Source organism: Roseateles sp. NT4, from assembly GCF_051857475.1.
GTDB lineage: Bacteria > Pseudomonadota > Gammaproteobacteria > Burkholderiales > Burkholderiaceae_C > Pelomonas.
This window is the reverse complement of record NZ_JBPZGZ010000001.1, coordinates 1,545,265-1,558,578: the sequence shown is the minus strand read 5'-3', so window position 1 is coordinate 1,558,578 and position 13,314 is coordinate 1,545,265. Positions and strand designations below refer to the sequence as shown.

Sequence of the window (13,314 nt, the reverse complement as noted above, 5' to 3'; positions counted from 1 at the left end):
CCCGAAAAATCCATGCTATAGTGCGCAGCTCTTCAGGCGCGTAGCTCAGTTGGTTAGAGCACCACCTTGACATGGTGGGGGTCGTTGGTTCGAATCCAATCGCGCCTACCAAATTCGGTAGGTCAAGAATGCCTCAGGTCCTCGCGGATCTGGGGCATTTTTCCATGCCGGGTCAACGAGGCTTACTGCCGCTGCGATGAACCATGCCGCCGCCACAGCGTCTGCGCCGCATCCAGCAGCGAGGCCGAATCACGCAGCGCCGGCAAGGGGAGACTGATCGAGTTCCGGCGGATGCTGGCGCCGGGCAGTGCCGCACGCCAGAGCGCACGAAGCCCGGAGGGATGCTCGGGCAGGACTCGCATCTGCAGGACGAGACATTGCGATCGATCACTGTCGGGCCGGCGGGGCTCCAATGCCAAATCCGTGACCTGCGTCCAGGACAGCGCGGGCAGGCCTGGGAAGTGGATGCCGGCGGCATCGAGTTTGAGAGCATGCCCCGCACGTCGCAGATTCAGCAGCCCAAGCACGCTCGCGCGGCACAGCCACAGGCCCAGCAGCGCGCCGAGCAGGACCGACACTCCCTCCCAGCCCGGCAACGGGCCCTTGCAAACCAAGGCGAGCGGAATCCCGATGCTCAGGCCTGCAAGCACCACGCACAACACGACCTGACGCAGCCATGGGACGGGCAGCACGTACAGCTCGCCTTTCCAGTGGGAGGGGGACGGGCGTGACGCAGGAACGCCAAGCCTGGCATTCGCGAACCAGTAGACGGCGGCCGCGATCAGCAGGATGGCAGCCCAGTCCTCCGCATTCCGGACAAGCCCGGGCGACACCACCACCAGCGTGACGGCCAACAAGCAGCCGACGATCGCGAGGCCGGCAAGCAGCTTCAGAGTCCACCAGAGGCCGCGCATCTGGCGTCAGTGACTTGGCGGGGAGGTGAGCTGCATCGCACCGAGCATGATGGCACGGGGTTGTTGCGTTTCTGGCGTTTCAGCCCGGCCTGCGGCGGCGCATCAGCAGCCAGCACAGCAAGGCGCCGACCACGAAAGCGGCGCCCGCGGCGTACCAGACCATGCGTTCGGCCGCGCTGAGCAGGGCGTTGTCGAAGAGATTGGTGGAGAAGTGCAGTGAAGCCACCTTCCACTGACCGTCGCTGGTCTTGGTGACCGTGGTGCTCCAGTTGGCGTTCAGTGTGAAGGCGAGTCCATCGGCCAGGTCGTAGCGGTCCACCGTCGTGCCATAGGCCACGGCGCTGTCGCCGTAGAACACGGCAGGACCGCCCAGCGTGGCCTTGGTGCTGAGCTTGCGCACGATGGCCGCGCCGCCGGCGCCCTTGATCATGCGCTCGTAGTAGGCCCTCACCTGGGCATGGCCGCGCGAGACCTCGGCGTTCTGCCAGGTGATGACCACGTCGGGCTGAGCCAGCTTGAGCAGGGCGTCGATGTCGAGCTTGTTGATGCCCGCTTCCATGCCCTCGAGCAACACGCGCAGTTGCTGGCGGTCCTCGATGCGCCCGCCCGACGGATCCAGCGGCGGCGTCGTCGCGGTCTGCCCGTGCAGGGCCAGCAACAGCAGGGGCAGGGCGAGCAGTGTCTGGATCAGGTGCTTCAGTGACATGCCTTCACTCCTTGTGGATCAGCGGGTTGGGCGAGTTGTGGGTACAGGCGGGCGAATGGTCGGCCGGCAAAGCCGCGGATGGAACGCGTGAAAATCCTCAGCACCTCGACGCCTGGTTGGGTCGCGAGGGCTTCGAGGCGCGGCGGCATGGCGCCCAGCAACGTGAGTGCGCGGTCGTGTTCCGCCTTCATCCAGGTTTGCATGGCGGCACTCTGCAACAAGGCGCCAAGTTCGATGGGCGGGTGGTTGGCAATCTGGGCTGCCCGCAGTACCTCGGCGGGCACGTTGACCAGGCCGGCCTGGAGGTCCTCGCGCAAGTCTCGCACCACCGAGCACCAGCCAAAAGCCTCGATGAGCTCGGGAGCGTCCGCGGCCCTCAGGTCGGAGCCCCGTGCCGCGAGCAGCAGGTTGAGGGACAGTGTGAAGGTGTTGCGATGGTGCTGGCGCAGGGCCTCCAGCTCCCAGATGGACTGCTCGACAACCCGGCAGCGATCGCTGCGCATGACGGCCATCACGGCCAGCAGGTCGTCGACTGCTGATGGCCTGCCAATCGAGCGCAAATCGGCAACGAGGGCCTGGCCCAGGCGCATCAGCTCGTCATCGCCGTAGCGGTCCTCGCGTATGGCCTGCATGAGTTCGTCGACGATGAGCAAGGGGTCTCGGTCGGACGGACGATCGCCGTCCATCAGGTCGTCGACGGCCTGCAGGAAGCAGAAGCCCGTGCTGAGCACGCGGCGCTGCCGCCAGCGAGGCAGGCGGTCGACCAGCAGCAGCAGGGCGATGAAGCCGTAGCGCCGGTGCCGCCGCGCGAACAGCCACTCGTTGCGCAGGCACAGCAGCTCGATGTCGACGGCCGCCAGCACGTCGTCATGGCAGGCCCAGCGTGGCACATGGTGCCAGGCCAGCAGGGCTAGCAGCACGCCCGCCACCACGTCGACGACATGGTGCTCGTGGATCAGCAGGGTGCTGGCGGCAATCGCCGCCGCCCAGGCGAAGAACAACAGGCGATCGGCCAGCCCCACCCTTGACGACAACGCGAGCGCCGCCGTGAAGGCGAACGCGACATGCAGCGAGGGAAAGAGATTGCCGTCCATGTTCAGCAGGTCCGCCAACTGGAAAGGGGCGTCCCAGGTGCCTGACGCATCCCGCACGGGAAAGCTGCTGCGCACGGGCAGGGCGATGAAGAACAGCGACGCGACCAGGGTTTCGGCCACGAGGGTGGCCAGGACGGGGAACAGTGCCTGCCAGCGCGGCCGCGCCAGCGGCAGCAGCAACAGCAGCGGGATCATCGACAGATAAACCACCGACCATGCCGGTCTGAAGGGAATGCCCAGTTCGAAGGGCAAGGCCACTTCAACATGCCAGGGGACGAAGCCGGCCAGGACGCTGGTGCCGCCAAAGAGCACGACAAAAACTGCCGTGAAGCCGAGGCTGAAGACCAGGGCTGCGGCGGCGTCAATGCCCGTGGGGATAGCCCAGGCGGGCCTGGGCGCGATCTCATGCAGCGTGAAGCGAGGGAATCGATCCGCGGGTCGCGGGCCTCGCCAGGCCTCACGCCAGACCTCCATGAAACGCGGGCCGGGCTCGGCATCGCGGGGAAGGTGGATCCACGGCAGCCAGGGGCGCCGGTGGTGGGCCAGGTGGAAGTGGTAGTTGAGGAAGAAGGCGCGCGTCACTGGCCCGACGTGCAGATTCCAGGCGCCGGCCCGCGCGTCGAGGGGTGAGAAGGCGTGGTCGGTGTATTGCAGCGAGCTCCAGCTGAACGCGAAGGCGGCGTAGCAGGCAGCCCAACCGACGAGGGACAGGTCCAGGGCCCAGAACAGCAGGACCTGGAATCCGATGGAGGCCAGCACTTCCAGCCGCGAGGCGATCGGGTCCAGGCCGTCCAGCGCGTCGAGGTAGTGCTGGGCGCTGGTCTGCTCGGACGCCTGGCTGCCCGCCAGCCGAAGCAGGCGCTTGCGCAGGGCGCGCGGCACGGCCAGGTGGGTTAGCACGCCGGCCACCGCGACCAGCCAGTACAGCCCGGTCAGGATGGCGTACCACTGGGCCCGCTTCAACCATTTCAGGTCGCCGGCATGCAGCACGTCGAATTGCTCGGCTGCCGAGCGGTTGTTGCGGTGATGGGTCAGGTGGAAGGCTCGCTGCATGGCGAAAGCGGTTGGGAACCAGGCTGCGGCCCAGCGCCCGGCCCACTCGTTCAAGGCCTTTTGTCCGGCAAAGAGGCCATGCACGGCTTCGTGCAGCAGCGAGAACAGCGTGTTCGCCGTGAAAGAAAAGGCCGCCGCGCATGCCAGCAGCATCCATGCGCTGCCGGCGTGAGAGGCGCCATACAGCAGTGCCGCGCTGGCCAGCGAGGCCAGCATGAGCAGGGCCAGATTGAGCCGTGCCGGAATCTCGGCGCGCTCTGACGCGGCTCGCGTGGCTTCAGCCTGCATGGCCGTCGCCGTCCAGCTCGGGCAGGGTGCGCAGATAGTCGCTGATGCCTCGCACGCCGGGATCGGTGGCGCCATCGACCATCAGGCGCATGCCCTCGACGACGGCGTAGTCCTTGCGCAGGAAGGCGGCATAGAGGGCCCGCGTCAACCACAGCCGCATCCAGCGCAGCGGGCCGCCCTGGGGCGCTCCGAAGGAGGCATAGGCGACGGTGCTGTCGCCCCGGGTGATGAGGCCAAACACGGCGCGCGACTCGAAGCGGCCCAGCCGGCTCTCGACCAGCATGGTCGGCCCGTGGCAGGTCTGGGTGATGTGTGGTCGGCCGCGTGCCAGGCGCTGGATCAACCAGCTCGACGGTCCGCCGCCGGGCAGGATGCGGGTCTCGTAGCTCATGCACAGGGCACCGTCGCGGCTGCGCGAGAACGCCGGCGGCCGCACCAGCTCACGCTGATGAACCGCGCGCATGTGCTGGGTGTCGAAGCCGTTGACCAGCATGGCTCGCCAATCGGCCTTCAGCAGCAGGGGTTGGGCCGGCAGCCAGCGGTGGTCATCGGGCAGCTCGGCAAACGGCCGAGGGGGGGGCGTACCCGTGCCGGCGAACAGGAAGACCAGGCCGAAGCGTTCGAACACCGGCCAGGTGCGGCTGCGCATGCGCGCACAGCCAGGCTCTGCCTGCAGCACGCCGTCGCGGTCGACGGTCCAGTGGTGCAGGGCACAACGGATGCCGTCGTCCACCACCTCGCCCGTGCGCAGATGCGTACCCATATGCGGACAGTGGGCGTCCAGCGCCACCAGGCCGCCCTGGCTGTCACGGAACAGCACATAGGCACGCTGCGCCACCTGTCCGTCGACGATGCGGCCGCGGGCCACATCGCTGGAGCGGGCGACGACATACCAGGCGTCGGGCCAGGCCGGCAAAGGAGCGGACCGGACGGGCGCCGGCGAGAAGGCCACGAGCGTCACTGCTTTTGATCTCCCTGCATGACGAGGCGATGGTACTGACCCGGCCGCAATGCGAACTTCTGCGGCGTTGACGCGCCGCACCAGGACACGCTGACATTGACGGGACCTGTTGCCCCGCCCAGGCCGAACAGCAGCCGCCGGTCGCTCTGTGCCGAGAAGCCGTTGACCGCCATCACCTCGCGCTTCTGCGTCCTGGCCGCGCCGTTGTCGCTGTAATCGATAACCACCTTGCTGCCGATGGCATCGCGGTTGCAGGTCTTGCCGTCGCCCTGCAGCTGCAAGCCGACCCAGGCCACCGGGCTGCCGGCACGCCTGTCGTTGCGATAGATGGAGGCCGGTGCGAACTGGTGGGTGACGATGACGTCGAGGTCGCCGTCGTTGTCGAGGTCCACCAGCGCGATGCCGCGCGAGTTGCCTGGTGCCGACCAGCCGACCCGCTCCGCCACGTCGACGAAATGCTGGCCGCGGTTCATGTAGACCCGGTTCTTCTCGTAGGGAAAGATGCAGCGTCCGCGCAGGTCGGCCCAGCGGTCGCTGTAGCCATGCACGTCGGGGCGGGTCAGCGCGATCTTGTCGTTCCAGTACCAGTAGTCAGGGCAGCCCGGCGCGTCCTTGTCGTAGGCGTTGTCGACCATGCCGTTGGCCTGCAGGATGTCCAGGCGGCCGTCCAGGTCGAGGTCGCCCACGGCCGCACCCCAGCCGAAGCGGTTCTCGTTGAGCAGGCCACGTTGCATGGCGCGGTCGACCCAGGAGTCCACCTGGCGCGCATCGCCGTACAACTGCCACAGCATGCTGCCCTCGGCCTGCAGGCGCTCGTGGACATTGGACACATAGATGCCGACGCGGCCATCGTTGTCGAAGTCGGCGATGGAGACGTTCATGCCCTTGTAGGTGTCGCGGCCGACGGTGCCGGCGACCTGGCCGCGCACCATGCGGAAGCTGCCGTCGCCCTTGTTCATCAGCAACTGGTCGGGCCCGAAGTCGTTGGAGGCGTAAAGGTCGGGCCAGCCGTCGCCATCGAAGTCGGCGATGCCGATGGCAGTGGTCCAGCGGTGCTCGCCGACGAGATCGAGCTGCTCGGCCGTCAGCGCCTCGAAGCGGCCCTGGCGATTCATCAGCACCGACATGCCACCGCCGTTGTTGGCGCTGTGCCAGGTGCGGTGCATGACGTTGAACATGCGGCGGTCATCGGCGCCGTTTGGCGCCGGCAGCGCGAAGATGTTGAAGCGCGTGGGCTGCTCGTAGCCGGGCAGCCAGGGGTTGATGGGGTTGCCGATGGCGATGTCCAGGCGGCCGTCGCGGTCGAGGTCGGCCACCGTGCCGGCGACGGCAATGCCGTACTTCGGCAGATTGACCTGGTCGCTGACGTCCTCGAAGCCCAGCACACCGTCTTCGACCAGGCGATTGCGGAACAGCCGGGTCTGGCCGTAGCCGACGAGAACCAGCAGATCCTGGTCGCCGTCGTTGTCGTAGTCGAAGAAGACGGCGCCCGCAGGCAGTCCGTTGCGGGCCGGGTCGTTGAACAGCTGCTCCAGCCCGGGCACGTGCACGCGCTCGAAGCGCAAGCCGCCGAGGTTGCGATAGAGGCCGGCGCGGCTGCCGTCGTCCTTGAGCGGGTAGCTCAGGAAGATGTCCTGCAGACCGTCGTTGTCGATGTCGGCCACGGCGACCGCATCACCCACCGACAGCAGCCATTTGGCCACCGGGGCAATTCGCGGGTCGACCGACTGCAGCACCTGTCCGGGGCGAGACGCGATGCCGGCGGCTTCGGCATTCACCTCGGTCAGTGTGAAGGGCGGCAGGTAGTCGGCGTCGGCCACCACCAGGCCCTGGATGCCGAACCAGGCCCCCACCGCCGCGGCGACCAGTCCCAGGCGCCGGCCCAGGCGGGCGCGCGACTGACGCCACCAGTCGCCCGCATCTGTTCGCAGGGCCTGGGCATGGTTCAGCAGGAAACGCAGCGAGGCGCAGATGAAGGCCGCGTAGAACAGCGTCGACAGGGTCTCGCGCAGATGCAGGGCGAAGTCGATGACGACGATGCACAGAGCCACGCCGACCTGGGCGCGGCGCGTCGGCGGCGAGGTCTGCGGGTCGGTGATCATGAAGAAGGTGAAGAGGTAGAGCGGCGGTGAGCTGACGGCGCCCAGCAGCCACGTCTCCATCGGCATGTGCCAGCGCGTCAGCCAGGCTCGTACCAGCACCGACACGGCATAGAAGCCCAGGAAGGACAGCACCAGGGCCATCCGGTTGATCTTCAGCACGAAGAGGAAGAGGGCCAGCGTGGCGATGAAGATGGTGATCGCGTACGACCCGCCCCACTGGTAGGCCGGCGAATCGCTGATCAGCCCGCCGCCCAGCAGCAGGCAGGCCACGACGCCGAACAGGGCTGGGTTGTAGACGTGGCGGCCGCGGAAGGTGAAGAGGTATTTGGAAGCGATGCCGAACAGGGCCGGGATGGCGGCCAGCCACAGCCCGTGGGCGTAGTTGACGAGGATGCTCAGGCCCAGGCCGGTGATGAGGGCGCTCAGCGGGAAGAGCGCCGGGCCGCCGCGCAGCAGCCGGTGCAGCAGCATGTCCAGCAGCACGGCCGTGGCCACCGTCGTCGCCACCTGCAGCGGTGAGCGGTTGAAGCCCAACACGGTGATGCCCAGCACCACATAGGCCAGCAGGATGGCGGCGACGCGCCAGCGCGGGTCGCTGGCCGGCGGGATGGTGGCCCGGCGTGCTGGGGAGGTCGTGTCGTTCATGCCAGAGCCATCTCGACGCCGGGGATGCGCGTCATGTCCAGGTCTTTCATGGGGTCGCCATCTTCGGGATAGTGGACGACAAAAAGCTGGCCGGCGGCGGCGATGCAGCGGTAGTCGTCGAAGACGGTGGTCAGCGGATCGCTCTCGTGCAGGCCCAGGATGGCGTAGTGCCAGGGGCCCGTGCGCAAGGCGTTGTAGGCGTGGCGCAGCAGGCCGCGGAAAACGGGCAGCTCGTCGCCGGCTACGGTGGCCAGGCAGAAATAGAGATGCGCCACGCGGCCACCGGGCGCAGGCAGGGGCTTGAGGGGCGACAGCCGGCTGGCCAGGTTGATGAAGGGGCGGGCCAGGGCCAAGCCAGGCGGATAGCGCTCGATGTGGGTCTGGCGGATGGCCGACTGGTCCCAGGCGGCGAGGCAGGCGACAAGGCGGCCCTGGCGCCGGGCAATGAAGAAGTCTCGGGCGCGCAGGCCCGCCAGACGGCCGCCGTCGGCGAAGTCTGCCGCTGCGATGACGGGGCTGAACTGCCGGCGTGGCAGCTGCTCGGCGAGGAAGCTCACGATCTCGGGCAGTGCGGCCTCGCCGGCCCGCGCGAAGTTCACGCCTTCGACTGATAGCGGTGCGCGAGCAAAGTCGAACTGCAGGGCCGGCGTGAGGATGCGTCCGAGTGGCGTGTAGACCGGCAGCCCGGCGCGTGCGCCGAGCAGGGCCGACAGGGCCTGCTCGTTGCCGTCGAAGATGACGCTCAGATAAAAAGGCAGGGGCTCACGCCGGTGCAGCTCGTGCAGGAAGCGGTAGCCGCGCGCCAGCAGCGTGCCCCGCCTGACCTCGGGCAGGCCGCGCAGGTCCGACAGATAGCCGACCCGCGTGGGGCGGCCATTCACGTGGGCGCGCAGCGTCGAGCGGCCGCCCATGCCGATGATGCGGCCGCCCTGGCTGTCCGTGCATTTGATGACCTGCACGGCATCGCCCTGCATGCGGCAGCCAGCGAAATAGCTGGGCTCGCGCCGGAAGCTGACGGCCATGCGTCCCTCCATCCAGACCTGGGCCATGCAGGCGCGCAGCTGGGCGTCGTCCTGGGTTTGGGCGAGTGCAAACTCGTAGCGGATCACGGCGATTGCAAGGCGCGGTAGTCGGCGTCGCCGATCAGCACCGGCGGCTTGATGTCGCCCAGGCGCTGTCCGCGGGCCTGGCGCAGCCGGGTCCAGTGCGCGATGGGCTGCTGGATGCGTTCGAGCCGCAGCGGCCGCAGCTGGCCGACGCGGCGTGCATAGGCGTATTGCGGGTTGCAGGCCAGGCCCTGCTCGGCGCGATCGAGCAGGTCGCGTTCTGAAGCGGGCAGCGCCCCGGCGGCGTCGGCCAGCAGCACATAGCCCGACGCCGTGGTGTCCAGCGCCAGCGCCGCGAAGCTCAAGCCCAGCGGTTGCAGCAGCTGCATGACGAAGGCTTCGGTCAGCTTCTCGCCGCACAGATCGGTGGCGGCCTGGCCGCGGCCGATGAACTCCAGCATGGGCGCCTGGCCGACAAAGCCCTGCACGCGCACGCGGTCGCCGATGGCATAGCGGTAGAAGCCATTGGCATTGGTGATGAGGAGTTCGTAGTCCTGGCCGGTCTGCACGCCGGCAATGCCGTGCACGGCGCCTATCGCGTCGCGGAACTCGTAGTAGCCGGACCGGGGCGAGACGACCGGCCAGGGCTGGTCGATCAGCGGGATGGTGACCAGGCCTTCGGTCGCCAGCAGCCCCTTGCCCTGCACGCACACGCCGGGGAAGGCCTCGCGCAGGGTCGCAGCGAAAGGCGCCGAGGCCGCCTGATCCCAGCAGCTGATGACCTGAAGCTGCGGCCAGCGCGTCCTGTGATCGGCATCCGGCAGCGCTTCGAGCAGCTGGGTCAGGAAGGTGGGGGACCAGACGGAGATCATGGCCAGGTCGCGGCGGCGGCCGAGCTGGGCCAGGGTCTGGCGCTGCCATTCGTCGACATCGCTGATGGTGCCGACTTCGGGGCCGACCGCCAGCGTGCGCAGGATGGAAGGCACGAGGGCCTCCCCGAAATAGGCCGCGTCGCTGCCCAGGCCGATGGGCAGACCGCCGGGCGCCGCGCGCGCCGGGCGGCAGGCCGGCGAGATGGACCAGTAGAAGCTGCCTGCGTCGAGGGCGGGGAAGGCCATGAACAGATCGTCCAGCCAGGGCCTCAGGCCGGCCTGGAACTCGGCCAGTCCGCTGGCGGTATAGGGCACGAGCTTGCCGCCGGCGGTGCTGCCGCCGGTTTCCTCGAAGGCCAGCACGGGCTCGGCCGTCAACACGCCGGCTTCGCCGTCGGCGACGCGTGTGATCCAGGGCTCCAGCGTGTCGTAGCCGCACACCGGCATCTGCGCAGCGAAATGCGCGGCACCCTCGGCAAATCCATGCAGGCGGCCGAAGGTGGTGTCGCGGTTGCGCTCGAGGATGGCGGCCAGATGGGCCGCTTGTACCGCCTCGGCATCGTCCAGCAGTGCGCGCAAGGCCGCGGCTTCGCCGGCGAGATGAGCTGCGAAGGAGGCCTCAGCCATGGACCAAGCCCTCGCGGAAGGCCTTCAGCGCGAAGGAACGCAGATTGGGGGCATCCAGTTCGCAGAGGCAGACCAGTTCGTCGCCTTGCGCATGCCCGGGGTTGCGCTGCAGGAAGTAGCGCGTGGCGGGCGACAGCCTTTTCGTGCTGTCCTCGTCCTGCCATCGCGGTCGCAGCCGGGTGGCCGCCGCGCCAAAGTGCACCAGGCCGGTCCTCGCGTCGAAGGCGTCGCCAAACCGCTGGCTGGCGATTTCGGCCATCAGCCCGGCCAGGCTTGGCGTTCCATCCGCCGCGTGGCTGGGGTTGTAGCGGTGCGCGAAGAGGTTCAGATAGCGATAGGTGCGATGGCCTTTAGAGATCAGCAGCCAGTACAGCGGGCGCTGCGGGTCGGCTGCCTTGGTCGCACCTGCGAAACGGCAGAAGGCCAGGGCCAGCGACTGCTCGCCCCAGTAGGCTTGGTCGATGATGGTGTCGCCAGAGAAGATGACGCGCACGGCGCCTTGAGTCGCATCGAAGTCGTAGACGCAAAGCGTCGAGAAGCCGCACAGCGTGTCGCCGTCGCGCAGCTCGATCACGTGCGTCTTGCCCGCCAGATCCTGCTTGAACTGGGAGGGTGGTCCCCCCTCGTAGTAGCGTTCGAACAGGTCGGCCATCGCCGCCACATCACCCTCACCCAGTGCGCTGCGCTCGCGCACCCGTGACCTCAGTCTTCCCATGCAACCAAGCATATAGGAAGGCCGGCAGATAGAGCAGCGCCGCGGCGTCGGCGGCCGTCGTCAGCGCCAGCACATGCGCATGGGCTTCGTCATCCGGCACGAAGTACAGCGGCTTCTCGCCCTGGGTCTGGAAATGGGCCTGCATATACCAGGCGAAATAGATCTCGGGGATGAAGAGCAGGCCGGTTGCCAAGGCATGCACCAGGGCCAGCCGGTGGGTCCCGAAGACGGCCCGGGCGCGCAGGGCCAGGCCCCACAGCGCCGCGAGGCAGAGCCCATCATGCGCGATGCCGTAGAAGGGCGACCAGTTGTGCGAGACATACAGCATCCACAGCTCGATGACGCCACGCAGCCCCATCAGGGCCAGCAGGGCCGCGAAAGGCAGTCGCCAGGCCGGCAGCAGCCGCGTGTCGCGCAGCAGCAGGGCGGGCAGCACGAACCAGTAGAGCAGGGCGCAGCCCAGCCACAGGCTCTTGGGCCAGGCGATGCCGCCCCCGGTGAGGGCCAGGCGGTTTTGCAGCAGATGGAAGACGAGGGCGGCGGCGGCCATCGCCGCCACGCAGGCGAGGGCCACGACGCGCAGGCGGCGCTCAGAGGACGAGGTCGACATGCTGGACCTGCCCCGCGGCGACGGGTTCGCCCTCGCCGCGCGCAAAGCGGCGCCAGGCCTGGATATGGCCACCCAGCACATCGGCCGGCGTGCTGGCAAAGGGGCGCCCCGGATGGCGGGCCAGATTGGCCTGCTGGGCGTCCAGCATGCGCACGTCCTGCTGGATGATGTGGCGCGACAGCGGCTCGAAGAAGGCGCGCACCAGCGGCCCCAGGCCGCGCCAGCTGCGGAAGCTGATGACGGTGTGGACCTGGGTCTTGGTGGCCGTGATGGGCGTGCAGGACGAGGTGATCACGTAATGCAGGCCATTCGGGAACTCGTACTCCACCTCGGTGGTGTGGGGCGAGATGAAGCGGTCGACATGGCGCATCTCGCCGCGCCGCGGTGACAGCAGCCACCAGACGACGCTCTTTTCGCGCGGTTCGTCGAAGAATTCTGCCTGGGCGCCGTCGGCCAGTGTCGTTACCGTGCAGCGCACGGGCTTGGCCGTCGGCGTGCGGAACCAGCCGCGGTGCACGAAGGTGGCATGGGGGCAGTCGAGGAAATTCTCGACGCAGGCGTCGACGCCGGCCTGGAAGCGCGTGGCCATGTGAAAGCTGGTCCAGCCCGGTTCGCCCAGGTGCTTGAAGCGGTGGGGTGGCCCGGCCGGCTCGCCGATGCGGGCGAAGACATAGCCGTCGAGCTCGCGGCACTCGAGCGAGGGCAGGGCGGTCGACACCCAGTCGTGTCCGTCACCCTTCATGGCCGGCACGATGCGCACCCGGCCGTCACCGCCGTAGGCCCAGCCGTGATACGGACATTGCAGATGCTCGCCGCAGACCTTGCCGGCCGACAGGGCCATGCCGCGGTGCAGGCAACGGTCCTCGACGGCGCTGACGGCACCCGAGGCCGAGCGGAACACCGCCCAGTGGCGGCCCGCGGCCTGCACGGCCAGCGGCTTGCGACCCAGGGCGCGAGCCGTGCAGAGGATGTACCAGCCTGGCGGATGTCGGGCGTCGAGAGGGCTCATGGATTTGACGGCATTATGGGGACGGCCCGCCCAGCCCCAGGTAAACCCGTTCAGAGGCGGGGTCAGGGTCTGCCTAGAATTTGCTGCACTGCACAGGAGATTTCCGCATGGCGACTGCCCGCAAGAAAGCGGCAACCGAGCAAGCCCAGACCGGCGACACCAAACCCGGCCTGCGCATCCTCAAGAAATACCCCAATCGCCGCCTCTACGACACCCAGACCAGCAGCTACATCACGCTGGCCGATGTGAAGCGCATGGTGCTGGAGGGCGTCGAGTTCGAGGTGCATGACGCCAAGACCCAGGAAGACCTGACGCGTTCCATCCTGCTGCAGATCATCCTGGAGGAGGAGACCGGCGGCGTGCCGATGTTCTCCACCAGCTCCCTGGCCCAGATCATCCGTTTCTACGGCCATGCCATGCAGGGCGTGATGGGCGGCCTGCTGGAGCGCCAGATGCAGGCCTTCACCGACCTGCAGTCGCGCTTCACCGAACAGACGCCAGGCGGCATACCCTTCACCCCTGAGGCCTGGACGGGCCTGATGGGCGGCTATGCCGAGCAGTCCAAGACGCTGATGAACCAGTGGCAGGAGCAGCTCAAGCAGGCGGGGGTGATGTTCCCGTTCGGCACCAAGAAATAGGCATTTCGTGCGGGCGCTTCCGAGCGCCCGAGCC

11 protein-coding genes and 1 tRNA gene are annotated in these 13,314 nt (G+C 68.1%); 2 read left to right on the top strand and 10 right to left on the bottom strand.

Features of this window, described 5'->3' with window-relative positions; all coding sequences use genetic code 11:
- Positions 1–34: 34 nt before the first annotated feature.
- Positions 35–111 (top strand) — tRNA-Val (locus ACS5PN_RS07290).
- 71 nt (positions 112–182) lie between these two features.
- Here ACS5PN_RS07290 and ACS5PN_RS07285 read toward each other — a convergent pair.
- From ACS5PN_RS07285 to ACS5PN_RS07240, 10 genes are all read right to left on the bottom strand, one after another.
- The gene (locus ACS5PN_RS07285) at positions 183–914 is read right to left on the bottom strand and encodes a hypothetical protein (protein ID WP_439463257.1); all 732 of its coding nucleotides are present in this window, start codon (positions 912–914) and stop codon (positions 183–185) included.
- A 79-nt stretch (positions 915–993) separates the two neighbouring features.
- Positions 994–1,620, bottom strand: coding sequence for a YybH family protein (locus tag ACS5PN_RS07280; RefSeq protein WP_439463256.1), 627 nt, complete (start codon positions 1,618–1,620; stop codon positions 994–996).
- A complete protein-coding gene (locus tag ACS5PN_RS07275) occupies positions 1,611–4,055 on the bottom strand; it encodes a fatty acid desaturase (RefSeq protein ID WP_439463255.1) in 2,445 nt (814 codons plus the stop codon). Before ACS5PN_RS07275 ends, ACS5PN_RS07280 begins: the two co-directional genes overlap by 10 nt.
- Positions 4,045–5,007: a Rieske 2Fe-2S domain-containing protein gene (locus ACS5PN_RS07270; protein ID WP_439463254.1), complete on the bottom strand. Its 963-nt coding sequence runs from the start codon at positions 5,005–5,007 to the stop codon at positions 4,045–4,047. Before ACS5PN_RS07270 ends, ACS5PN_RS07275 begins: the two co-directional genes overlap by 11 nt.
- A gap of 5 nt (positions 5,008–5,012) precedes the next feature.
- Complete coding sequence (locus tag ACS5PN_RS07265; protein WP_439463253.1) at positions 5,013–7,763, bottom strand: FG-GAP-like repeat-containing protein; 2,751 nt, start codon at positions 7,761–7,763, stop codon at positions 5,013–5,015.
- Positions 7,760–8,872 carry a hypothetical protein gene (locus ACS5PN_RS07260; RefSeq protein WP_439463252.1) on the bottom strand — a complete coding sequence of 371 codons (1,113 nt, stop codon included), beginning with the start codon at positions 8,870–8,872 and terminating at the stop codon, positions 7,760–7,762. The genes ACS5PN_RS07265 and ACS5PN_RS07260 overlap by 4 nt, the downstream gene beginning before the upstream one ends.
- Positions 8,869–10,308: a GH3 family domain-containing protein gene (locus ACS5PN_RS07255; protein ID WP_439463251.1), complete on the bottom strand. Its 1,440-nt coding sequence runs from the start codon at positions 10,306–10,308 to the stop codon at positions 8,869–8,871. Before ACS5PN_RS07255 ends, ACS5PN_RS07260 begins: the two co-directional genes overlap by 4 nt.
- On the bottom strand, positions 10,301–11,002 hold the full coding sequence (locus tag ACS5PN_RS07250) for a hypothetical protein (protein WP_439463250.1): 702 nt from the start codon (positions 11,000–11,002) through the stop codon (positions 10,301–10,303). The genes ACS5PN_RS07255 and ACS5PN_RS07250 overlap by 8 nt, the downstream gene beginning before the upstream one ends.
- The gene (locus tag ACS5PN_RS07245) at positions 10,977–11,633 is read right to left on the bottom strand and encodes a hypothetical protein (protein WP_439463249.1); all 657 of its coding nucleotides are present in this window, start codon (positions 11,631–11,633) and stop codon (positions 10,977–10,979) included. Before ACS5PN_RS07245 ends, ACS5PN_RS07250 begins: the two co-directional genes overlap by 26 nt.
- Positions 11,614–12,642: a Rieske 2Fe-2S domain-containing protein gene (locus ACS5PN_RS07240; protein ID WP_439463248.1), complete on the bottom strand. Its 1,029-nt coding sequence runs from the start codon at positions 12,640–12,642 to the stop codon at positions 11,614–11,616. Before ACS5PN_RS07240 ends, ACS5PN_RS07245 begins: the two co-directional genes overlap by 20 nt.
- A gap of 107 nt (positions 12,643–12,749) precedes the next feature.
- Here ACS5PN_RS07240 and phaR point away from each other — a divergent pair, with 107 nt between their 5' ends.
- Complete coding sequence (gene phaR / locus ACS5PN_RS07235; protein WP_439463247.1) at positions 12,750–13,280, top strand: polyhydroxyalkanoate synthesis repressor PhaR; 531 nt, start codon at positions 12,750–12,752, stop codon at positions 13,278–13,280.
- Positions 13,281–13,314: the final 34 nt, after the last annotated feature.